The sequence below is a fragment of the Ensifer sp. ENS03 genome (genome assembly GCF_014852035.1).
GTDB classification, from domain to species: Bacteria; Pseudomonadota; Alphaproteobacteria; order Rhizobiales; family Rhizobiaceae; genus Ensifer; species Ensifer adhaerens.
The window spans coordinates 758,851-780,346 of record NZ_JACVAV010000002.1 but is presented as its reverse complement, the minus strand read 5'-3'; the positions used below and the strand labels follow the sequence as shown (position 1 = coordinate 780,346).

The window sequence follows — 21,496 nt, the reverse complement described above, 5'->3', positions numbered from 1 at the left end:
AAGAGATCGTTTCAGATTTTGATTGACATGCGTCATCCTCTGAAGAATTCTTTTCATTAACGAACGTCTAACGGGGCAAGAGGGGATGCCGGTGTTGACGCGACTTTTGACCGAAGCAGATGGCGATCCGGTTGCGATCGAGAACGCCGCAGGCAAAGGCGATATTGTGCTCGTCTGCGAGCATGCCTCGCGCCTCGTTCCCGAACGGCTGGGCACGCTTGGCCTCAGCGAGCAGGCGCTCGAAAGTCATATTGCCTGGGACCCGGGTGCGCTTGCGGTTGCCAAGCTGCTCGCAACAAAGCTCGACGGGTCCCTGATCTACCAGCGCTTCTCCCGCCTTGCCTATGACTGCAACCGCCCGCCGGAAGCGGACGCGGCGATGCCTGCTGTCAGCGAGGTCTACGAGATCCCGGGAAACCGGACGATGTCGGCCGACGAGCGCCAGGCGCGGGTCGACGAGATCTATCGGCCGTTCCACGATGCCGTCGCCCGGTTGGTATCCGATCGCAAGGCAGCGGGACGCCCGCCTGTTCTCGTGACGATGCACAGTTTCACGCCCGTCTATTTCGGCAAGCCGCGCGCCGTCGAAGTCGGCGTTCTTCACGATGCCGACAGCCGGCTTGCCGACCATATGCTCGCGACCGCCACCAAGGGGCAGGTTGCCTACGACATCCGGCGCAACGAGCCCTATGGGCCGGCCGACGGCGTTACCCATAGCCTGATCGAATATGGCGTCCACAACGGGCTGCCGAATGTGATGATCGAGATCCGCAACGATCTCATTCGCAATGACATCGGCCAAAGGGTCATGGCCGATTACCTGGAAGGGCTGCTGCGCAAAGGCGCTGCGGCTGTTTCAGCACAATAAAAGACCCTGGGGAGCGGCGTTGCCGCGGTCCTGTTCCGGCCAGCCGGGGCAGGTGGTTGATGGGACCCTGCCGCAATGGGGCGGTGTGGTCTGAAGAAATCAGGGGAAGAAAAATGTCGGACTACAGTGATTCAGACAAAAAGCAGGACATGAGCGTCCTGCACTCGATGGGCTATGCCCAGGAGCTCGAGCGGCGCATGAGCCAGTTCTCGAACTTCGCGGTGTCGTTCTCGATCATCTGCATTCTTTCGGGCGGCATCAACTCGCTCGCCCAGGCGACCGCCGGCGCGGGGGGCGCCGCGATCGGCATCGGTTGGCCGCTTGGCTGCTTCATCTCCTTGGTTTTCGCCGTTGCCATGGCACAGATCAGCTCGGCCTATCCGACTGCGGGTGGCCTCTATCACTGGGGTTCGATCCTCGGCAACCGCTTCACCGGCTGGCTGACAGCATGGTTCAACCTGCTCGGTCTCGTCACCGTTCTCGGTGCGATCAACGTCGGCACCTATTATTTCTTCATGGGTTCCTTCGGCACGCCCTATTTCGGCCTCGCCGATACGACTCTGACGCGCATCGTCTTCCTCGCCATCATCACCGGCGGGCAGGCGCTGGTAAACCACATGGGCATCGGGCTGACAGCCAAGCTCACCGACTTTTCGGGCTACCTGATCTTCGCGACATCGATCCTGCTGGCGCTCGTGTGCCTGGTCGCAGCCGACAGCTACGACATCGCCCGTCTCTTCACCTTCTCCAACTACTCCGGTGAAGCCGGCGGCAACGTGTGGCCCCAGACCTCGGGCACCTGGGTGTTCCTGCTCGGCCTGCTCCTGCCGATCTACACGATCACCGGCTATGACGCTTCGGCGCACACCTCCGAAGAGACGGTCAAAGCCGCCCATTCGGTGCCGCGTGGCATGGTCTCGTCGGTGCTCTGGTCGGCGCTTTTCGGCTACATCATGCTGTGCTCGTTCGTGCTGATGATCCCGAACATGGACGAAGCCGCCAAGCAGGGCTGGAACGTGTTCTTCTGGGCGATGGATGCGCAGGTGCACCCAATCATCAAGGACATCCTCTATCTCGCCATCCTCGTCAGCCAGTGGCTGTGCGGCCTGGCAACGGTGACCTCGGTGTCGCGCATGATCTTCGCGTTTTCGCGTGACGGCGGCCTGCCGGCCTCCAAGGCGCTTGCCAAGGTGAGCCCGACCTACCGCACGCCGGTTGCCGCGATCTGGATCGGCTCGATCCTGTCGGTCCTGTTCGTCTGGGGCTCGTCGCTGGTCTCGATCGGCGAGACGCCGGTCTACACCATCGTCGTTTCGTGCACGGTCATCTTCCTGTTCTTCTCCTTCGCGATCCCGATCACCCTCGGCCTCTTCGCCTGGGGAACCTCGAAGTGGGACAAGATGGGTCCGTGGAACCTCGGTGAGAGCATGTTCAAGCTGTTCGCGGTGCTCTCGATCATCGCCATGGTGCTGATCTTCATCCTCGGCGTGCAGCCGCCGAACGACTGGGCACTCTACATCACCGTGGGCTTCCTGGTGCTGACCGGCGCTGTCTGGTTCGGCTTCGAGAGCCGCCGCTTCCGCGGCCCGCCGATCGGTGACGAAGTGGCACGCCGTCAGGCAGAGATCGCCGCTGCAGAGAAGGCCGTCGGCCAGATCTGATCAACGACAAAAGGGCGGAAGCGCGACCGCGACTTCCGCCTTTTCTTTGGGGCCGGACGAAATCGAAAACAATGTGCGCGGCTTCCGGCCCGCACTCCGCGCCAGAAAATTCGAGCTGATCACGTTCACGCGGCCAAAAAATATCGTGACCTCAAGGGAACGGCCGCGTGACAAAACATGGGATGGAAGTTGATGAGCTATACGTTTGACGAGTTGAAGGAAGACGTCGCCGCCGGCCGCATCGATACGGTGCTCGCCTGCCAGGTCGACATGCAAGGCCGGCTGATGGGCAAGCGCTTCCACGCGCAGTTCTTCGTCGATGGCGCCTGGAAGGAAACGCATAGCTGCAACTACCTGCTGGCGACCGACATGGAGATGGAGACCGTTCCCGGCTACAAGGCGACAAGCTGGGAAAAAGGCTACGGCGACTATACGATGAAGCCGGACCTTTCGACGCTTCGCCGCATCCCCTGGCTCGAAGGCACGGCGCTGGTTCTCTGCGACATGCTCGACCATCACACCCATGAGGAAGTGCCGCATTCGCCGCGGGCGATCCTGAAGAAGCAGGTGGCGCGTCTCGAGAAGATGGGCCTCAAGGCCTATATGGCGAGCGAGCTCGAATTCTTCCTCTTCGACCAGTCCTATGACGACGCCCGCCAGTCCGGCTATCGCGACCTGCAGCTCGTCAGCGGCTACAACGAGGACTACCACATCTTCCAGACGACCAAGGAAGAGGACGTGATGCGGGCGATCCGCAACGGTCTCCAGGGTGCAGACATTCCGGTCGAGAATTCCAAGGGTGAGGCGTCGGCCGGCCAGGAAGAGATCAACGTACGCTATGCCGACGCGCTGACGATGGCCGACCGGCATGCGATCATCAAGAACGGTTGCAAGGAAATCGCCTGGTCGCGCGGCAAGGCCATCACCTTCCTCGCCAAGTGGAACTATGCGGCCGCCGGTTCGTCCTCGCATATCCACCAGTCGCTCTGGAGCGCGGACGGCAAGTCGTCGAAGTTCTACGACGAGAGCGGCAAATACGGCATGTCCGAGATGATGCGCCATTACGTGGCCGGGCTTCTCACCCATGCGAGCGAGATCACCTATTTCCTCGCCCCCTACATCAACTCATACAAGCGCTTCATGGCCGGTACCTTCGCGCCGACCAAGGCGGTCTGGAGCAAGGACAATCGCACGGCCGGCTATCGTCTCTGCGGCGAAGACACCAAGGCGATCCGTATCGAATGCCGCGTCGGCGGCTCCGATCTCAATCCCTATCTCGCTTTCGCCGCTTTGATCGCGGCGGGCATTTCCGGTATCGAAAACAAGATGGAACTGGAAGCGCCCTTCGTTGGCGATGCCTATGGCGGCAAGGACGTGCGCGAGATCCCGCGCACGCTTCGCGATGCGACGGCCGCGCTGACGGAATCGAAGATGCTGCGCGCCGCCTTCGGCGACGAGGTCATCGAGCACTATGCGCGGGCAGGGCGCTGGGAGCAGGAAGAATATGATCGCCGCGTCACCGACTGGGAGGTCGCGCGCGGTTTCGAACGGGCCTGACCCGCGACATATTCATTCACAAGGATGGCCGTTCCTGACCGGAGCGGCCATCGCATCATTCGCAATGAAAGCAGGAAGACGATCATGAGCATGATCAAGTGCATTTCGCCGGTGAACGGCGAGGTCTACGCAGAACGCCCGGCGATGCCGCTGGACATGGCAAAGCAGGTGGTTTCCCGCGCCCGCCAGGCGCAGAAGGCCTGGGCGCGCCGTCCGCTCGACGAGCGCGTCAATCTGGTTCTGGCCGGTGTCGCGCGCCTCAACGAGATGGTCGACGAAGTGGTGCCGGAGCTTGCCTGGCAGATGGGCCGGCCGGTGCGCTATGGCGGCGAATTCAAGGGCTTCAACGAGCGCTCGAACTATGTCGCGACCATCGCCGCCGATGCGCTGAAGCCGCTGGTGATCGAGGAGAGCGACCGCTTCGAGCGCCGCATCGCCCGCGAGCCGCACGGTGTCGTCTTCGTCGTGGCGCCCTGGAATTACCCGTACATGACCGCGATCAACACGGTCGCGCCGGCGCTGATGGCCGGCAACACGGTCATCATCAAACATGCGAGCCAGACGATCCTCGTCGGCGAGCGCATGGTGCGCGCCTTCGTCGAGGCTGGCGTTCCCGCCGACGTCTTCCAGAACATCTTCCTCGACCACGAAACAACCGCGGCGCTGATTGCGGCCAGGAGCTTCGACTTCGTCAACTTCACCGGTTCGGTCGAAGGCGGGCGTTCGATCGAACGGGCGGCGGCCGGTACCTTTACCGGTCTCGGTCTCGAACTCGGCGGCAAGGATCCGGGCTACGTCATGGAAGACGCGGATCTCGACGCGGCCGTCGATACGCTGATGGACGGCGCCACCTACAATTCCGGCCAATGCTGCTGCGGCATCGAGCGCATCTACGTGCACGAAAAGCTCTACGACGCCTTCGTCGAGAAGTCGGTCGCCTGGGTTTCCAACTACAAGCTCGGCAATCCGCTCGATCCGGAAACGACGCTGGGGCCGATGGCCAACAAGCGTTTTGCCGCCACCGTGCGCGAGCAGATCGCCGACGCCGTTGCCAAGGGCGCCAAGGCTCTGATCGACCCGAAGCTTTTCCCTGCCGACGACGGCGGCGCCTATCTCGCGCCGCAGATCCTCGTAAATGTCGACCACTCCATGGCCTTCATGCGCGAAGAGACCTTCGGCCCTGCCGTCGGCATCATGAAGGTGAAGAGCGACAGCCAGGCGATCGAGTTGATGAACGATAGCCAGTATGGCCTTACCGCATCGCTCTGGACCGGGGATGCCGAGCGTGCCGCGCGCATCGGCGCCGACATCGAGACTGGCACGGTGTTCATGAACCGCGCCGACTATCTCGACCCGGCGCTCTGCTGGACCGGCGTCAAGGAAACCGGCCGCGGCGGCTCGCTTTCGGTCATCGGCTTCCAGAACCTCACCCGTCCGAAATCCTATCATCTGAAGAAAGTCACCGCATGACCATCACCGCCAACTGGAGCTATCCGACGTCCATCAAGTTCGGTGCCGGCCGGATCAAGGAGCTTGCCGACCATTGCAAGGCGGTCGGCATGAAGAAGCCGCTGCTGATTACCGATCGGGGCCTCGCGCCGATGGCGATTACGCAAAATGCGCTCGATATCCTCGAGGCCGCCGGCCTCGGCCGCGCGATCTTTGCCGACGTCGATCCGAACCCGAACGACATCAATCTCGCCGCCGGCGTGAAGGCGTTCAAGGATGGAGGCCATGACGGCGTCGTCGCCTTCGGCGGCGGCTCTGGCCTCGACCTCGGCAAGTGCGTCGCCTTCATGGCCGGGCAGAGCCGCCCGGTCTGGGACTTCGAGGATATCGGTGACTGGTGGACGCGGGCGAGTGTCGAAGGCATTGCACCGATCATTGCAGTGCCCACCACCGCCGGCACCGGCTCTGAAGTCGGCCGAGCCAGCGTAATCACCAATTCGGCAAGCCATGTGAAAAAGGTGATCTTCCATCCGAAGTTCCTACCGGCAGTCACGATCTGCGACCCGGAACTGACGGTCGGCATGCCCAAGGTGATCACGGCGGGCACCGGCATGGACGCCTTTGCCCATTGCCTGGAAGCCTATTCCTCGCCCTTCTATCACCCGATGTCTGCGGGCATTGCGCTTGAAGGCATGCGGCTGGTGAAGGAATACCTGCCGCGCGCCTACAAGGACGGCACCGACATCGAGGCGCGCGCCAACATGATGAGTGCGGCCGCCATGGGTGCCGTCGCGTTCCAGAAGGGCCTTGGCGCCATCCACTCGCTGTCGCATCCGGTGGGCGCGATCTACAACACCCACCACGGCATGACCAATGCGGTCGTGATGCCGCCGGTGCTGCGTTTCAACCGTCCGGCGATCGAGGACAGAATAGTGCGCGCTGCCGCCTATCTCGGCATTTCCGGGGGCTTCGACGGCTTCTACGACTACGTGCTGAAGTTGCGCGAGGAACTCGGCGTTCCGGACAAGCTCGCAGCCCTCGGCGTTGGCACCGACCGGATCGACGAAATGTCGGAGATGGCGATCGTCGACCCGACGGCCGGCGGCAACCCGGTCGAGTTGACGCTCGACGCCGCGAAGAAGCTCTTCCGCGAGTGCATCTGACCAATTCCCGACGCGTTTGCCCCCAGGCGAAGGCGTCGGGCCTATCGGTTTAGTTAGCCCAAAAATACCACTTGCCATTGCGGCGGATCTGTCACCTAATCGTCATCGAACTGTCACGTTTCGGGCTCGCGGAGCGTTTTCTTTACGCTTTGTTTACCGCGGTCTGGAACGCTTGCATTAGGGTGTGCGTATGTATCGGCCCGCGAAAATCCGGGCCTGCGTTGAGTTAGGGTCGACCGATGGCGATTGTATCCCTCGCGAATGCGAAGGGGGGAGCCGGCAAGACAACGGCAGCCTTGCTGCTTGCCTGCGAATTCGCCCGGCGCGGCGATCGCGTTGCGGTTCTTGATTGCGATCCACTCGCCTGCATGACCGACTGGTTCCGCCACGGCCGCAACGATGGCAATCTCTTCGTTCTCTCAGGTGTAGCGACAACCACGCTCAGCGATCATCTCCGGCGGCTGCGCGGTCAGGTCGAGCATGTGATCATCGATCTCTCCGGGGCGGCCGACGTGCTGGTGGCGCTGGCGATCGGTCTTTCGGACCTGACGCTGATCCCGGTGCAGGGCTGTGTGATGGATGCGCGCGGCGCCATCCAGGTGCTGGACCTGATCCGCCACATCGAGAACAACGCGCGCGCCAACATCAACCACGCGGTTCTGCTGACCCGGGTCAACCCGATCGTGACGACGCGGGCGATGCGCCGGGTCAAGCTGCTGCTTTCGGAGAACCGGATCCGGCTCGTCGATACCCCGCTGGTGGAGCGTACGGCCTTCCGCGAGCTCTTTGAGCGGGGCGACACGCTTTCCTCTCTCGACCCCGCGAAGGTCAGCAACCTTGCCAAGGCGCAGGCCAACGCCCAGGCGTTTGCGAATGACGTGCTGACCCTGCTCAGCCCGACAGGCGAGGCGGTGCGGCACGGGCCGTTCTCGTCGATGTGCTATCGATCACAGCACGTGAGCGAACCGGCAGTTTTGCCGGTCTGAGGCCAGAACTCCAGCATTTTCATCACCATAGCAGTGTCTCTGGCACGCAGCCTTAAGGCCGACTGTCAGGTTTGACGTGCCGGCGTTACCGTTTCGTTAACCAAATTCTGTAAGGTTTCGTTAAGAAGCGAACCACCGGCTGTGGCCGTCCGGTTCAGCGCGATACAGGCATAGAATGGGGAATATCATGGCGGTCATCACTTTCGCCAATGCAAAGGGTGGTGCGGGCAAGACGACCGCGGCGCTGATCCTGTCGACGGAACTGGCGCGGCAGGGGCACCGGGTAGTCGTCCTCGATGCCGATCCGCAGCGCTGGATCACCAGCTGGGCGGAGGCTTCCGGCCATATCGCCAACCTCACCGTCATTTCGCACATCACGCCCGGCTCGCTCGAATGTCATATCCGCGAGGCGAAGGACGAAGCGGATTATATCGTCATCGATCTCGCGGGCGCCAAGGACCAGATCGTAGCACTTGCACTCGCCATCTCTGACCAGGTGCTGATCCCGGTGCAGGGCTGCGCCATGGATGCCAAGGGTGCGGCTCAAATTCTTGAGCTGATCCGCCAGATCCAGGACCGTTCGGGCCTGCGCATCAACCATTCTGTGGTGCTCACCCGCGTCAATTCGCTGGTCACCACGCGTGCGCTGCAGACGATCAAGGCGATGCTCGCCGAGCGCGGCGTCTCGGTTCTCGACACGCCGATCGTCGAGCGCGCCGCCTATCGCGAGATCTTCGATTTTGGCGGCACGCTGCAGACGATGGATCCGAACCGCGTCAGCAATCTCGACAAGGCGCGCGAAAACGCAGCAGCCCTCGCCAAGGAAGTGCAGGCGCTGATGCCGGTCAAGACGCGCCGCTCCTGGGCTGCGCGCATGCCGTCCTGGGCTTCGCGAAACGCCGCCTGATCCTTTGCCGTTCCGCCGTTTATTGCGTATCAACCGGAATTGATATTCGTCAGTTCCGGTTGAGTTGTATTTCAGGCCTCGCGAAATAGCTGTTTCGCGTAAGGCTTCCTTTACCCTGCGCTTCTATCAGTGGCCCAGGACACAGCTTGCCCCTGCGATCGACTGAACAGGGCAACCAGCCGCCATGATTGCGGCCATGATCTCAGACGCTGCAGCGCCCCAGATCCTGTCTCCATGATCCAGAAATGAGCATGCAGGGAAGTTCGCGCATGAAAACGGAACACGCCGCTGCCGGCACGCAAGACGTTGCCGGTCGTCTGAATTTCATGGCGCTCGATGACGCCGCCAAGACGAGCCTGAAGGCGCTGAAGCCGATCCTCGAGAAGGAACTTAAACCCGCGCTCGACAAGTTCTACGTCAAGGTCAAGACGACGCCCGAGACCAAGCGCTTCTTCTCCTCCGACGCTCATATCGACCGCGCCAAGGGCGCTCAGGTCGGCCACTGGGCCAATATCGTCGATGCCAATTTCAACGAGGATTACAGCGCCAAGGTTCGCACCATCGGCCTGGTGCACGCCCGCATCGGGCTCGAGCCGCGCTGGTACATCGGCGGCTACGCGCTGATCGCCGAGCATCTGATCACCGAAATCGTCAAGGCGCACTGGCCGAAGGCCGGCCTGTTCTCGCGCAAGGGGACCTCGGCCGAGGACATGGGCGCGATGCTGTCGAGCCTGATCAAGGGCGTCTTCCTCGACATGGATCTGTCGATCTCCGTCTACATGGACGCCTCCGACGTCACCAAGCAACGTGCGGTGCAGGAAGAAGTGCTGGCTGCCGAACGCGCGCTGATCAGCAAGACCTTCGGCGCGGCGCTGAAGAAGATCGCCGATGGCGACTTGACGGCGCGCATCGGTGCGGACCTGCCGGTTGCCTATCAGGAGCTTGGGGAAAATTTCAACCACGCGATCGGCGAGCTTGCGCGCGCCATCGGCGGAATCGAGGCCGGCGCCAGCCAGATCCACACGAGCGCCAAGGAGATTGCGGCGGCTGCCGACGATCTGGCCCGGCGCACGGAACGGCAGGCGGCCAACCTTGAAGAGACGGCCGCTGCCGTCGAGCAGGTGACGCGCACGGTCAAGCAGACGGCCGAAGGCGCCAACCAGGCGAATTCGACCGTGATTGCCGCCCGCGCCAATGCCGAACAGAGCGGCGAGATCGTCAGCCACGCGATCGAGGTGATGCAGGAGATCCAGACGTCTTCCGCCAGCATCGCGCGGATCGTCGACGTCATCGACGAGATCGCCTTCCAGACCAACCTCCTGGCGCTGAACGCCGGCATCGAAGCGGCCCGAGCCGGCGAGGCGGGCAGGGGCTTTGCGGTTGTCGCCTCCGAAGTCCGGGCGCTGGCCCAGCGTTGCGCCGAAGCGGCCAAGGACATCCAGGGCCTGATCGCCAAGTCGCGCGGCCAGGTGGACGACGGCGTCAATTCGGTCAATCAGGTGGCGCAGTCGCTGCAGCAGATCGTCGCCCAGGTCGTCGAAGTCAGCTCCGTCTTCGGCGCCATCCGCGCCAGCACCGCCGAACAGGCAACCGGCCTGCAGGAGGTCAACACCGCGATTACCCAGATGGACCAGATCACGCAGCAGAACGCCGCCATGGTCGAGCAGGCGAACGCCGCAAGCCAGGCATTGACGGGAGAGGCCGAGCACATCGCCACGCGTCTGCGGGCGTTCCGCACGTCGGGTCAGGTGCAGGTCAGCGCCGGCTCGGGTTACCGCGCAGCGGCGTAATCGCGCCTTCCGTTCGAGAGACAACGCCTCGGGTCAGGGATGATCCGAGACGTTTTGCTTTGCTGATCGCGGCGCAGTGAAGTTGGGGGCAGCTTCACCGCGCGGCCAGGGACTTTCTACGCCGGAAGCGATCGATGGTGGCTTTCGCTCTTTGTCCCGATGGAATTAAGATGTCCGCGCGCTCTGCCCCGCCCGGACACCTGAAGTTGATCACGCCGCCCGTTGAACTAACGACAAGCCGCCTTCACCTGCGTGCAGCCCGCTCTGAACACGCAGCGTCCGTGTTTACGGAATACACCGGCAACAACATGGCAGCACGATTTTTGCCGCGCGGCGCTCATCCCGCGCAATCCAGCACCGAGGCGGTCATCCATGCGTGGGGAGAAAGCAACTGGGCGGATGGTGACCGCTTCATCTGGAGCATCATCGACCGCAGCGACCAGCGGCCGATGGGCCTCTTCCTCATGTTTGTGGATGGGGACCGTGCGGAAATTCACTATGGCATCGGTCCGGCCTATTGGGGACGGGGGCTGGCGACGGAAGCCGGTCTTGCGATTATGCATTGGGTCAAGCAGCAGTCACCCCTATCCGAGGTTCATACCATATGCGCGGCTGCACATGAGACCAGCTGCCGTGTTCTCGAAAAGATTGGCCTGGTGCGTGGCCAGTTCCTGCCTGACGCCTTGTTGCTGAAGGCCACCGAGGAGAGGATCGACGGTTGGTCGTATCGCTGGAGACGCTCCGAGTGAGAGCAAAGGCAGCACCAACTTGCCGGAGCCGCAGTTCGCGGAGCGCTCATCTGGCTTGAAAGCCAAGGTCGCAGCTGAAACGAACCGGGTCGAATGCGGATTTCACGCCGTTAGCGCGAAGCACAGAGCCGCTCGCTGACGGGACCGGCAAGTCCGGCGACTAAGCGGGAACGTAGACCAGCCGCACCACGTCCTCGCCGATCCGATCATGAGCGATCAGGCGGAGCCGCGGGCGGGGGCCGGCGAAATAGGGGTTGCCGTGACCAAGGACGACCGGGTGCAGGTAGATCCGGTACTCGTCGATCAAGCCCAGTTCGGTGAGGCTGTGCGCGAGGACGGGGCCTGCCACTTCGATCTCGCCGTCGTGCTCGGCCTTCAGCTTGCGCACGGCGCCCGCAATATCACCGTCGACGAGCCGGGCATTGGGGCCGACGGACGCCGAGGAGCGCGAGACGACCCATTTCGGCTGCTTTCGCCACGCGGCTGCGAAGGCCTGTCTGTCCGCATCCCATTCCGGATGCTCGTCGTCCCAGTAGCGCATGATCTCATAGATCCGGCGACCGTACAGGCTGCCCGTCTGCTGTTCGGCCTCCTTGATGAAATGGCGGAAGAGCGTGGGACTTGGCGCAAACTCCATGTGGTCGACGTAGCCGTCCAGCGACTGGTTCATTCCGAACACGAGCTTAGCCATGGCCAGTTCCTTGTCTCGAATGGCCCGTTCGCACGGGTCTGCTTGCGACGTGCAATCGGTCAACGCTAAGCCGACTGATTTCAAATCGCAAGCGGTTTTTGGGCTTTGCCATCGACGGTCTCTACCGTGCACGGGCCACCGATGGTCGCTGGCTGCGCTATTGCGAATTGGCCGCTGTCGGCCGTCTGCGTTTCGTCACGGCCTTTTCAAGGTGCTGATCGTACCAGTGGTCGGGGAATTTTATGTCCCACATCAGGTGGCGCAAGTCTCCGGCGTCGATATCTCGGTATCCCAGTTCCTCCAGCCGAAGCAGAAGCAACATATGATCGGTGATGACGATCAGCCGGGCGTGGTTGCCGACCTGAAGCAGCGCCGGGCGCAATGCCGCATGGGATTTGAAGCCGAACGACGCGGCGATTGCCTCGTCCAGGTGGGATGACTTGATGTGCGGGTAACGATCCCGGAGGGACTTCTTCAGGGCGGCGATATTGGACGGCGAGAACCTGACCTGCGGGTGCAGCATGAGACGATCCGATGCTCCTGGTCGAAGTCTGCCGATTACGCTTCGACGTTGATGAACATGGTCGTCGAGTAAAGTTCCGCGGCCCTTCAACCCGGCAGCAGGTTTGGAGGGGCACCCGCGGCGGACGCTACACCTCAGGGTTTCAACATTCAAGATAGGTCAGCATGGGCCGGCGCAGTCCGGCTGGCGCGCATTTCACCCCGTGGCGAAACCGCATGGCATGGTCGCGAACCGAAATGAACGGTCCGCACCGTGCGCTACCTCAGAACCGACGGTCGATGAAGTGCTTGGCCTGGGCGCCTGCGTGGTAGAAGGCGGACTTCACGCCGCGCCAGGTGTCCGGGGTCACGGGCGTTTCGGCGAGCGGGATCGCCGAGGTTTCGCCGGTGACGTGGCTGGCGAGTGCGCGGCCGAAGACGGTGCCCGGCGCGATGCCGCGGCCGTTGTAGCCGCTGACGGAAACGACGTTGGGGGCGAGCGTGTGCATGGCCGGCAGGTTGTTGGTGGTCATGCCGATGCGGCCGTCCCACCAGTACTCAAACCGGAAATCGCCGATGAAGGGGAAGAGCTTGCGCAGCGAGCGGGCGGCAAAGGCGCGGTGCGTGCCTTCAGCGATCGCGTCGAGCCGGCCGATCGAGCCGAAGATCAGCCGGTTCTGCTGGTCCATGCGGAAGGAGGTCATGACGAGGCCGGTGTCCCAAGTGCCCTGGCGCTCCGGCAGGATGCGCTTGGCGACGGCGTCCGGCAGCGGATTGGTGGCGAACTGGAAATAGGGCAGGATCGTCAGTTCCTGCGTATGGGCCTGCCAGGGGCTCTCGGCGAAGAGGCCGCCATAGGCATTGGTGGCGAGGATCACCTGTTTCGCGCGGACCGTGTTGTTGCCGGCCTTCAATACCCAGCTGTCGCCCTGGTGCTCCGCACCGGTCAGCGGCGTGTCGGTGTAGATCTCGGCACCGGCGGCAAGGGCAGCGCGGGCGAGCCCGCGGGCATAGGCGAGCGGCTGGATGGTGCCGGCGCGGCGGTCGAGCAGGGCGCCGGAAAAACCTTCAGCGCCGGTGAGCGCGTGCGCCCGCTCGGCCGAAAGCGCCTCGACCGGCGCGCCGCGCTTCTGCCACTGCGCTTCGCGGTCCTTGATCTCGGTGACGCCCTCGCTGCCGACGGCCATGTGCAGCGTACCGTTGCGCACCGCCTCGCAAGGCATGCCGTGCTTCTCGACGAGCGCATAGACCTGTGACGGGCCGTCGCCGAGTTCGGTCAGCAGCCGGTTGCCGGCCTCGGGGCCGAGGGTAGAGATCAGGTCGTCGGGCTTCACCCACATGCCGGCATTGACGAGGCCGACATTGCGGCCGGAGCCGCCAAAGCCGATCATCTTGGCTTCGATGACCGTTGCCTTCACGCCTTTTTCGGCCAGGTGCAGCGCTGCCGAGAGGCCGGTAAAGCCGCCGCCTATGATCGCCACATCGGTCGTCAGGTCCTGGCTGAGCGGCCTGGTCTCAGGGGCGGCCGGTGCCGTCGCATGCCAGAGGTTGGGCAGGGTGCGCTCCGTCGCCATTCAGGCCATCCTTCAAGTGCGGCCGCAGGTCGGCCATTGTCGTTGAGATATCCGGTGATAGCCGATTGCCGGAAAAATTCTCATGACAATGTTTCATGAAGTCATGATGGACGGGGAGAGCGGCGGGAGGGCTTTTGCACCCGGCGCTCGAAAAAAAACCGCAGCTGGGTCGTCGGCAGCTGCGGTCTTCGTAAATGGATAGGTCTGAAACGATTTAGCCGACGGGTCGGCGCAAAGAAATTTAAAAAAGAGTGCCTCGTCGTGGATGGTCGGCCAGGCAACTCCATCATCTATGCTGCAGGCGCGAAGTCACTCACCCAATTGGGGGAAGCCTCAAGAAAAATGCCAAAAAAACAACGGTTCGGTTAACGGGCGGCCGGCTTCGCTCAGTCGACGAACTCGACCGTGACGCCCGTGCTCACCATCTTGGCAAGCTCGGTCGCGTCCCAGTTGGTCAGGCGCACGCAGCCATGGCTCTGGGTCTTGCCGATCTTCGAGGGTTCCGGCGTGCCGTGAATGCCGTAGGTGGGCTTCGAGAGCGCGATCCAGACCGTGCCGACGGGACCGTTCGGGCCCGGCTGCAGGGTCAAAATCTTGTCGTTGTTGCCCTGCTTGAAGTTGATCTTCGGATTGTATGTGTAGCCCGGATTGAGCGCGATGCGCTCGACATTGACCGTGCCTGACGGAGACGGCGTGTCGGACGAGCCGATCGTTGCCGGATAGGCGGCAATCAGCTTGCCGGCGTCGTCATAGGCGAGCACCTGCTTGCGCGCCTTGTCGGCGAGGATGCGGGCGACCTTGCCGGTCTTGTTGGCACCGGGGTTGATCACCTTGATGATCGTGCCTGGAATGGTGAAATCGACGCCCGGGTTCAACTCGCGCAGATAGGCCTCGTCCATGTGGAACTTCTCGCCGAGCATTTCCGTCGTCGAGGTGAAGGACATGTGCGGCAGCATCGCTTTGTGCGCGTAATCCTCGGGGATCGACGCGACATAGGGGCCGGCGGCGTCGGCGGCCGTGATCGTGTAGCTGGTGATCGGCATGCCGCCGTTCATCCGCAGCCGCTCGAGAATGTCGTCGGTGTTGTTGGGATCGAGCGTTTCGCCGGTCGACTGCTGAAAGGCTTCGATCGCCTTGGTGACGTTCGAGCCCATCTTGCCGTCGATCACGCCTGGTGAAAAACCTTCGCGGTCGAGGAAGACCTGAAGTGCTGTGATCTCGGCGCGCGACTTCGACTTGACCGAGATCGCCGGCGGCATCGACTGGCGCATTGGGTTGCCGTCGTTCGGATCGACGGAAGCCTCCTGGGTGCCGTCGATCAGGCCGGGCAGGCTGTTTGGCAGTTCGTTGCCGTCGGTCGACGGCGGAACGACGTCGCGGTAGTCGGGAACGGAGCCGGTGACGTCGCCGGGCTCGGAATAGCCGTAGCCGCGCTCGGTTTCCCGGTAGCGTCGGTTGGAATAGATATCCACGTCACCCTGACGGCGATAGCCGCCGTAATCGCCCTGGCGGTTGCCGCCGTAGTCGCGTTGGCGGCCGCGATTATTGGGCACCACGGTTGCGACCACATTGCCCCAGCTGTCGATCAGAAGCGTGCGGCCACGGCTGTCGCGCATGGTCTGCACTTCGTCGGAGCGGGGTACATAATCGAGGATTTCGCCGTCGGGCGTGACCAGCATGACATCGTCGCCATAGCGATTGTAGCCGCGATAGTCCTGCGCGAAGGCGGCCGTCAGATCCACGGCAAGAAAGCCGACTGCGGCGAGGAGCGAGAGGCCTGTGCGGGTCGCTGACGTCACGAGAGAACCTGTTTTCATTGTGGTGAATGTGGCGCGATACATTTCGATTTCGACGTTAATGTGAAAAAAATGAATTCATCATGAACAAGCAGTTAAATTCTATCTAGGCGGCGCAATCCCGGCCTTCAACCGCTGAAATGCGTCTCTCCTCAGCTATCATCTCTTTGTGATTGCAGTGATTCTGCGGCCGATTTGAGGAAGAGAACATGCTGAAGACGCTCGAAGAACCTCAGGATTTTCAAGAGAATCATGTGCTGTTCGACCGGCTCTCCGCGCTCGATATCGCCGCCTTCGTCGTCGACGGCGTCGACCTGTCGCCGGGTGCTGCGATCCCGTCGGATGGGGACCCGAGGATCGACCGGGCGCTGGCCGGTTTTCTCTTTACCTGCGGTCCAGACCATATCCGCCATCCCGAGGCGATCGAAGGTGGCGCGGAAGGCGCATGCTATCCGCTGCACGGGTCACTGGCCGGAACAGCCGTCAGCCACACGGAGATGGCGAGCGACGGGGCCGAGTGCACGGCGACGATCGAGGTGGCGCTCGCCGATGGCGGGCGGGCGCGGGTCGAGCGGCGCTGGCGAATCGATGCCGCGCGGCACGAAGTGGTGCTCGAAGATCGCGTCGTCAATTCCGGCGTCACCGCCTTTCCGCCTGTCATGATGTATCACCTCAACATTGGCGGCCGGTTGCTTGGGGACGAGACCCGCATCGTCAGCGCTTCGCTTGCAGGCGGGGAGAGCGCCTGGCGCTTCGGCACCGGCGAGAGCGCACATTTCTGCCTGCCGGCGGCCGTCGGTTCCGATGGCTGGTCGGAGGTCACGCTTGCGGATCTCGCGGGGCTCGGCGGCCGAAATCTGAAAGTGCGGTTCCGGGCCGATACTTTGCCCTTCCTGCAGATGTGGCGCTGCCAGCGCGGCGAGGCCAACGTGATCAGCATCGAGCCGGTATCGCACCGGATCGCCAAACGGCCGGAGTTGGCTGCGGCCGGGGAACTGACACCGCTTCAGCCGGGCGAGGCGCGCAGCTACGCCATCGCCTTTTCGGTCGTCTGATCCTGCGCCTTGACGATGCGGCTTTTGAATTGACGGGAGATAAGGCTGCGCCTACATCAGAGGCCGGGAAATTTGCCTCAAGGAAGACGACCATGGACATCCGCCAGATCAACGACGAATACTCGGTTACCGGCCAGATCGCGGTCGAGGACCTCGACCAGATCAAGGCGCTCGGCTTCAAGTCCATCGTCTGCCACCGCCCGGACTTCGAGGCGCCGGACCAGCCGACCTTTGATTCCATCGCTGCCCGTGCCGAAGAACTCGGCATCGAAACCAAGCACATTCCCGTCGGCCCGATGGGCGTGACCGCCGACGCCGTGAAGAGCATGGTCGACGCGCTCGACGAGTTCCAGCGGCCGATGCTCGGCTATTGCCGTTCCGGCGCGCGCTCGACGGCCGTCTACCAGCAGACCCAGCATATCCGCGGCTGAGCCACGCAAAATCCAAACTCTCGCGCTCGGCCGCATCGTTCCATCTGACAGTGGAGGATCGGCATGGCCGAAGCGCATCTCATTTCGCGGGAGCAATGGGCGGATGAGCCCGACGCCTGGAAGGGCGAATTCGAGGGCGGCGCCTATGGCGCAGGCCTTTCGGTGATCTTCGTTTCCACCGACGAGATCGGGTACGGGCCGAAATTGCACCGCCATCCCTATCCGGAAACCTTCATCGTCCGCGTCGGCCGCGCCCGCTTCACCGTCGGCGACCGCATCATCGATGCCGAGGCCGGTCAGATCGTCGTGGCGCCGGCCAATGTGCCGCACAAGTTCGAGAACCTCGGGCCGGGGCGCCTGGAGACAACCGACCTGCATGAAGCCGGTGCGTTTTCGACGGAATGGCTGGAGTAAGCGGCTGGACGTATCTCGCAGGCAGTTAGCGGGCGTGATCGTTCCCCGCGCCGCCGAGGCGGCGCTGCTGGATTCCTGTGACAAGCACAGGAATGAAGGAGGTATAATGGTGGCCGATCGGCGTTCAATTGGCGCACGACGCCCTGAGAAGCGTCGCTTCGCCCGCGCGCTCGCAGGCACAGAAGCGCGGGCGCGTGGGAAGAAGGCCCCCATCGCAAATGCTCCATCGCCCTCATTCCTGTGCTTGTCACAGGAATCCAGCCACGGCGCGTCTGCGCCGTGATTGAACCCTTCACGAACAAGACTTGCTCAGCCCGCCCTGATCTCGCTTAGCGTGCGCGTCGGGGTGATCGCTTCGGGATCGAGCTTGATCTCGATGATCGCCGGCTTGCCGCTGGCGCGCGCCCTGAGGAAGGCGTCGGCAAACTCTTCCGTCCGCTCCACCGTCTCGCCGTGGCCGCCATAGGCGCGGGCAAGGGCTGCGAAATCCGGGTTGGTGAGATCGGTGGCGCTGACGCGGCCGGGATAGTCGCGCTCCTGGTGCATGCGGATCGTGCCGTAGATACCGTTGTTGACGACGACGGTGATGATCGGCAGGCGGTAGCGCACGGCGGTTGCGAATTCCTGGCCGTGCATCAGGAAGCAGCCATCCCCGGCAAAGCAGATGACTTCGCGATCCGGATGCAGCTGCTTGGCGGCGACCGCCGCCGGCAGGCCGTAACCCATTGAGCCCGAAGCCGGGGCTGCCTGGGTGGCGTAGCGGCGGAAGCGGTGGAAGCGATGCACCCAGGTGGCGTAGTTGCCGGCGCCGTTGGTGAAGATCGTATCCTCCGGCACGTTCGCCTCGATCCAGTTCATGATCGGGCCCATCTGCACCGCGCCCGGGCCGGTTTCCGGCGGGGTCGACCACTTGAGATAGGCGGCGTGCATGGTCTCGGTGCGTGCGGACCAGCTCGGTTCGCTCGGCGGTGCAAGGCTTTCGAGCGCGGCGACGAAGTCGCGCGGGCTGGCGGCAATTGCCAGCTCCGGCCTGTAAACACGGCCGAGCTCGGAACTGTCAGGATGCACATGCACCAGCGTCTGGTGCGGGTAGGGGCTGTCCATCAGCGTGTAGCCGGACGAGGGCATTTCCGAGAAGCGGCCGCCGATAAGCAGGATGAGATCCGCTTCCTTGACCTCTTTTGCCAGAGCGGGGTTGATGCCGATGCCGACGTCGCCGGCGTACATCGGGTGCAGGTGATCAAACAGCATCTGGCGACGGAAGGAGCAGCCGACCGGCAGCTTCCAGCGTTCAGCAAAGCGCTGGAATTCAGCAACGCTTTCCGCTGTCCAGCGAGTGCCGCCGAGGACGGCGATCGGGCGCTTGGCGTTGCTCAGCATTTCGCCGAGCCGCTTCATCTGCGCCGGACCTGGATGACCCTCGACCGGCTGGTAGGGTTTGGCGGCGGGCGCCTCGGCGCTGCGGGTCAGCATGTCCTCGGGGAGCGTCAGCACGACAGGGCCGGGGCGGCCGGACGTGGCGACCGCGAAGGCGCGGGTGACGAATTCCGGAATGCGGGCGGGATCGTCGATCTCGCCCACCCATTTGGCGACCTCGGTGAAGGCGCGGCGGTATTCGATCTCCTGGAAGGCCTCGCGCTCGCGCGCTTCGCTCTGCACCTGGCCGATGAAGAGGATCATCGGGATCGAATCCTGCTTGGCGACATGGAGGCCGGCGGAAGCGTTGGTCGCGCCAGGGCCGCGGGTCACCATGCAGATGCCGGGCTCGCCGGTCAGCCGCCCCCAGGCATCCGCCATCATCGCGGCCCCGCCTTCCTGGCGGCAGACGAGCACGTCGATGTTGGTGTCGTAAAGCGCGTCGAGCACGGCGAGATAGCTTTCACCCGGCACGCAGGCGATGCGCTTCACCCCGTTGGCGACGAGCGCGTCAACGATGAGCTGACCTCCAGTTTTCATGATATTCCTCCCGATGGTCTTTCTTTTGTTTTCAGATGGCTTTGTTGTCAGATGGCTGGCGACACCGGAGCGACGCTCGTGTCCTTGTGCACGCGGCGCTCGCGCCAGATGATGTAGAGGCCGGAGCCGATGATGATGGCGATTCCGAGCCACTTCAGCGCGTCGGGCAGGTCGCCGAAGACGAGCCAGCCGAAGATCGTGGCCGAAACGATTTCGAGATATTGCAGCGGCGCCAGCACCGAGGCCGGGGCGGCGCGATAGGCATAGACCCCGAGCACGCCTGAAATGGTGGCGGTGATGCCGACGCCGAGCAGGTAATACCAGGTGTACCCTTCCGGCCAGACCGGATCGAAGATGCCGGAACCGGTGCCTTCGCCGAAATAAAGCAGCACGAGACAGAAGAGCGCGCCCCAGACGCCGGCGTGAAACTGCATCGACCAGGGGTCCTCATTTTGCGCGACCATGCGGGTGACGAGCAGGAAAACGGCAAGACCGAAGGCGGCCACAACAGGCAGAAGGGCGATCCAGCCGACCTCCTGCATGCTCGGCTGGATGACGAGTAGCGCGCCGAAGAAGCCGACACCGCAGGCGGTGTAGCGCCGCCAGCCGATCGTCTCCTTCAGGAAGATGCTGCCGAGGATCGTGAGGATGATCGGCTCGACGAAGAAGATCGCGATCGCGTCGGCGACTTCCATAACCTTCAGCGTGGTAATGAAGGAGAGCATGGTCACAACCAGCAGACCGCCGCGCAATGCGTGCAGCCCGGTCTTCTTCCAGGTGAGATCAAACAGGCTGCCGCGGAAGAGCACGATCGGCAGGATGAAGACGACCTGCAGCAGAAAGCGCACGGCGGTGATTTCGGCCGAGGGAACGGTGGCGATCGCGAGCTTGGCGAAGATGTCGATCAGCGGCGACAGAAGCACCGAGATCACCATCAGCGTCAGCCCGAAGGAGATGCGGTTGTGGTCGGCGGCGATCTTGGGAAGCGACATGTCGGCCATGATATTTCCGGTCAGCGCCGCCCTGCGACGGCGCGCAGGCACCAGGCGGCAAAGTCGGCCGTCGCCTCGTCCCGGCCGAGTTCGTTCAGTGTTTCGTGGCGCATGCCGTCATAGACGGTGACGCTAACGTCGCTGAGACCGGCGGCTTTCATCTTCGTGCCAAGCCAGCGGACGGCGTTGCCCATCTCGGTCGACGGGTCAGCGCTGCCGCCGACGAGATGAATGGGCAGGTTTTTCCGGAGCCGCGCCAGCCGGTCGGGCCGGGCGCCATCGAAGGACAGGCGGAAAAGATCGAGCCAGAGCGAGACCGTCGCATCGAAGCCGCAGAGCGGGTCGGCGGCGTATTTGGCGACCTCGGCATCGTCGCGCGACAGCCAGTCGAGATCGGTCTTGCGATCCTTGATGGCGCCGCCCCACATGCCGAAGGTGAGCTTGGTCAGAAGCGGGCTCGGCACGTCAGACCCTTTGAGCGCCTTTTCGATCTTCAGGATCACCTGTCCGCCACGGCCGGCAAGGCCCGGCCGGAAGTTGGAGTTCCAGACGGCAAGCGCATCGTAGAGGCCGGGATCGGTTTCGGCGGCATTGAGCGCGATCAGTCCACCCATGGAATGGCCGAAGAGGATGACCGGCAAGCCCGGATGGGCGGTGGTCGCAATCTCCCGCACTGCCCGGATGTCCGCGAATATCTTGTCGAGGCCGTCGCGGCTTGCGAACATCCCAAGCTGGGCGTCAGGCGCCTGCGTCGCGCCGTGGCCGCGATGGTCGTGGGCATAGACATGGAAGCCGTGGCCGGCCATCGCCTCGGCAAAGCGGGCATATCGGCCGGAATGCTCGGCAAGGCCATGGCTGACGAGAAGGATGCCGCGGGCTTCTGTGGTTGCCGGAAAATGCCGCCAGCTCAAGCTGGCACCGGTCGGGCTCTGATGCGTCTTCACCTGCCCGAACAT

At 63.2% G+C, this 21,496-nt stretch carries 19 protein-coding genes; 12 read left to right on the top strand and 7 right to left on the bottom strand.

What is annotated here, in order from left to right:
- The first annotated feature begins 94 nt into the window (after positions 1 to 94).
- The 9 genes from IB263_RS10530 to IB263_RS10490 all read left to right on the top strand — a co-directional run bounded on the left by IB263_RS10530 (position 95) and on the right by IB263_RS10490 (position 11,130).
- Positions 95 to 868, top strand: coding sequence for an N-formylglutamate amidohydrolase (locus IB263_RS10530; protein WP_192438585.1), 774 nt, complete (start codon positions 95 to 97; stop codon positions 866 to 868).
- Positions 869 to 981: 113 nt separating this feature from the next.
- A complete protein-coding gene (locus IB263_RS10525; protein WP_034792285.1) occupies positions 982 to 2,529 on the top strand; it encodes an amino acid permease in 1,548 nt (515 codons plus the stop codon).
- A gap of 192 nt (positions 2,530 to 2,721) precedes the next feature.
- Positions 2,722 to 4,086, top strand: coding sequence for a glutamine synthetase family protein (locus tag IB263_RS10520; protein ID WP_034792288.1), 1,365 nt, complete (start codon positions 2,722 to 2,724; stop codon positions 4,084 to 4,086).
- 84 nt (positions 4,087 to 4,170) lie between these two features.
- The gene (locus IB263_RS10515) at positions 4,171 to 5,556 is read left to right on the top strand and encodes an aldehyde dehydrogenase family protein (protein WP_192438464.1); all 1,386 of its coding nucleotides are present in this window, start codon (positions 4,171 to 4,173) and stop codon (positions 5,554 to 5,556) included.
- Complete coding sequence (locus tag IB263_RS10510; RefSeq protein WP_060515901.1) at positions 5,553 to 6,698, top strand: iron-containing alcohol dehydrogenase; 1,146 nt, start codon at positions 5,553 to 5,555, stop codon at positions 6,696 to 6,698. The genes IB263_RS10515 and IB263_RS10510 overlap by 4 nt, the downstream gene beginning before the upstream one ends.
- Before the next feature lie 239 nt (positions 6,699 to 6,937).
- A complete protein-coding gene (locus IB263_RS10505) occupies positions 6,938 to 7,684 on the top strand; it encodes a ParA family protein (protein ID WP_063891130.1) in 747 nt (248 codons plus the stop codon).
- 187 nt (positions 7,685 to 7,871) lie between these two features.
- Entirely contained in the window at positions 7,872 to 8,591 is a 720-nt protein-coding gene (locus IB263_RS10500) for a ParA family protein (protein ID WP_034792347.1), read from the top strand.
- A gap of 269 nt (positions 8,592 to 8,860) precedes the next feature.
- Positions 8,861 to 10,381 (top strand): globin-coupled sensor protein, encoded by a 1,521-nt coding sequence (locus IB263_RS10495; protein ID WP_060582660.1) that lies wholly within the window; start codon positions 8,861 to 8,863, stop codon positions 10,379 to 10,381.
- Between the two features lie 134 nt (positions 10,382 to 10,515).
- On the top strand, positions 10,516 to 11,130 hold the full coding sequence (locus IB263_RS10490; protein ID WP_234852534.1) for a GNAT family N-acetyltransferase: 615 nt from the start codon (positions 10,516 to 10,518) through the stop codon (positions 11,128 to 11,130).
- 160 nt (positions 11,131 to 11,290) lie between these two features.
- On the opposite strand, the gene IB263_RS10485 is transcribed toward IB263_RS10490, so the two are convergent.
- The 4 genes from IB263_RS10485 to IB263_RS10470 all read right to left on the bottom strand — a co-directional run bounded on the left by IB263_RS10485 (position 11,291) and on the right by IB263_RS10470 (position 15,737).
- Positions 11,291 to 11,821, bottom strand: a complete 531-nt coding sequence (locus tag IB263_RS10485; RefSeq protein ID WP_060582662.1) for a dihydrofolate reductase family protein — start codon at positions 11,819 to 11,821, stop codon at positions 11,291 to 11,293.
- Positions 11,822 to 11,978: 157 nt separating this feature from the next.
- Positions 11,979 to 12,344: a hypothetical protein gene (locus IB263_RS10480; RefSeq protein ID WP_060515904.1), complete on the bottom strand. Its 366-nt coding sequence runs from the start codon at positions 12,342 to 12,344 to the stop codon at positions 11,979 to 11,981.
- 262 nt (positions 12,345 to 12,606) lie between these two features.
- On the bottom strand, positions 12,607 to 13,896 hold the full coding sequence (locus IB263_RS10475; protein ID WP_060582663.1) for an FAD-binding oxidoreductase: 1,290 nt from the start codon (positions 13,894 to 13,896) through the stop codon (positions 12,607 to 12,609).
- A 386-nt stretch (positions 13,897 to 14,282) separates the two neighbouring features.
- Positions 14,283 to 15,737: a L,D-transpeptidase gene (locus IB263_RS10470; RefSeq protein ID WP_034792355.1), complete on the bottom strand. Its 1,455-nt coding sequence runs from the start codon at positions 15,735 to 15,737 to the stop codon at positions 14,283 to 14,285.
- A 164-nt stretch (positions 15,738 to 15,901) separates the two neighbouring features.
- Between IB263_RS10470 and IB263_RS10465 the strand changes: the two genes are divergently transcribed.
- The 3 genes from IB263_RS10465 to IB263_RS10455 all read left to right on the top strand — a co-directional run bounded on the left by IB263_RS10465 (position 15,902) and on the right by IB263_RS10455 (position 17,592).
- A complete protein-coding gene (locus IB263_RS10465; RefSeq protein ID WP_060582666.1) occupies positions 15,902 to 16,747 on the top strand; it encodes a DUF4432 family protein in 846 nt (281 codons plus the stop codon).
- 92 nt (positions 16,748 to 16,839) lie between these two features.
- Positions 16,840 to 17,178 carry a TIGR01244 family sulfur transferase gene (locus IB263_RS10460; RefSeq protein WP_034792356.1) on the top strand — a complete coding sequence of 113 codons (339 nt, stop codon included), beginning with the start codon at positions 16,840 to 16,842 and terminating at the stop codon, positions 17,176 to 17,178.
- A gap of 63 nt (positions 17,179 to 17,241) precedes the next feature.
- Complete coding sequence (locus IB263_RS10455; protein WP_060515907.1) at positions 17,242 to 17,592, top strand: cupin domain-containing protein; 351 nt, start codon at positions 17,242 to 17,244, stop codon at positions 17,590 to 17,592.
- Positions 17,593 to 17,901: 309 nt separating this feature from the next.
- Here the strand turns inward: IB263_RS10455 and IB263_RS10450 are convergent, their stop codons facing one another.
- The 3 genes from IB263_RS10450 to IB263_RS10440 are packed head-to-tail and all read right to left on the bottom strand — an operon-like array spanning position 17,902 to position 21,496.
- The gene (locus IB263_RS10450; protein WP_192438463.1) at positions 17,902 to 19,548 is read right to left on the bottom strand and encodes a thiamine pyrophosphate-binding protein; all 1,647 of its coding nucleotides are present in this window, start codon (positions 19,546 to 19,548) and stop codon (positions 17,902 to 17,904) included.
- A gap of 47 nt (positions 19,549 to 19,595) precedes the next feature.
- On the bottom strand, positions 19,596 to 20,549 hold the full coding sequence (locus tag IB263_RS10445; protein ID WP_089043430.1) for a DMT family transporter: 954 nt from the start codon (positions 20,547 to 20,549) through the stop codon (positions 19,596 to 19,598).
- A gap of 11 nt (positions 20,550 to 20,560) precedes the next feature.
- The gene (locus IB263_RS10440; RefSeq protein ID WP_060528750.1) at positions 20,561 to 21,496 is read right to left on the bottom strand and encodes an alpha/beta fold hydrolase; all 936 of its coding nucleotides are present in this window, start codon (positions 21,494 to 21,496) and stop codon (positions 20,561 to 20,563) included.

What these genes read in the sequence shown, in the direction of transcription:
- IB263_RS10525 (WP_034792285.1), top strand. Translation starts at nt 982, where the DNA reads ATGTCGGACTACAGTGATTCAGACAAAAAGCAGGACATGAGCGTCCTG.
- IB263_RS10520 (WP_034792288.1), top strand. Translation starts at nt 2,722, where the DNA reads ATGAGCTATACGTTTGACGAGTTGAAGGAAGACGTCGCCGCCGGCCGC.
- IB263_RS10515 (WP_192438464.1), top strand. Translation starts at nt 4,171, where the DNA reads ATGAGCATGATCAAGTGCATTTCGCCGGTGAACGGCGAGGTCTACGCA.
- IB263_RS10510 (WP_060515901.1), top strand. Translation starts at nt 5,553, where the DNA reads ATGACCATCACCGCCAACTGGAGCTATCCGACGTCCATCAAGTTCGGT.
- IB263_RS10505 (WP_063891130.1), top strand. Translation starts at nt 6,938, where the DNA reads ATGGCGATTGTATCCCTCGCGAATGCGAAGGGGGGAGCCGGCAAGACA.
- IB263_RS10500 (WP_034792347.1), top strand. Translation starts at nt 7,872, where the DNA reads ATGGCGGTCATCACTTTCGCCAATGCAAAGGGTGGTGCGGGCAAGACG.
- IB263_RS10495 (WP_060582660.1), top strand. Translation starts at nt 8,861, where the DNA reads ATGAAAACGGAACACGCCGCTGCCGGCACGCAAGACGTTGCCGGTCGT.
- IB263_RS10490 (WP_234852534.1), top strand. Translation starts at nt 10,516, where the DNA reads ATGGTGGCTTTCGCTCTTTGTCCCGATGGAATTAAGATGTCCGCGCGC.
- IB263_RS10485 (WP_060582662.1), bottom strand. Translation starts at nt 11,821, where the DNA reads ATGGCTAAGCTCGTGTTCGGAATGAACCAGTCGCTGGACGGCTACGTC.
- IB263_RS10480 (WP_060515904.1), bottom strand. Translation starts at nt 12,344, where the DNA reads ATGCTGCACCCGCAGGTCAGGTTCTCGCCGTCCAATATCGCCGCCCTG.
- IB263_RS10475 (WP_060582663.1), bottom strand. Translation starts at nt 13,896, where the DNA reads ATGGCGACGGAGCGCACCCTGCCCAACCTCTGGCATGCGACGGCACCG.
- IB263_RS10470 (WP_034792355.1), bottom strand. Translation starts at nt 15,737, where the DNA reads ATGTATCGCGCCACATTCACCACAATGAAAACAGGTTCTCTCGTGACG.
- IB263_RS10465 (WP_060582666.1), top strand. Translation starts at nt 15,902, where the DNA reads ATGCTGAAGACGCTCGAAGAACCTCAGGATTTTCAAGAGAATCATGTG.
- IB263_RS10460 (WP_034792356.1), top strand. Translation starts at nt 16,840, where the DNA reads ATGGACATCCGCCAGATCAACGACGAATACTCGGTTACCGGCCAGATC.
- IB263_RS10455 (WP_060515907.1), top strand. Translation starts at nt 17,242, where the DNA reads ATGGCCGAAGCGCATCTCATTTCGCGGGAGCAATGGGCGGATGAGCCC.
- IB263_RS10450 (WP_192438463.1), bottom strand. Translation starts at nt 19,548, where the DNA reads ATGAAAACTGGAGGTCAGCTCATCGTTGACGCGCTCGTCGCCAACGGG.
- IB263_RS10445 (WP_089043430.1), bottom strand. Translation starts at nt 20,549, where the DNA reads ATGGCCGACATGTCGCTTCCCAAGATCGCCGCCGACCACAACCGCATC.
- IB263_RS10440 (WP_060528750.1), bottom strand. Translation starts at nt 21,496, where the DNA reads ATGTTCGGGCAGGTGAAGACGCATCAGAGCCCGACCGGTGCCAGCTTG.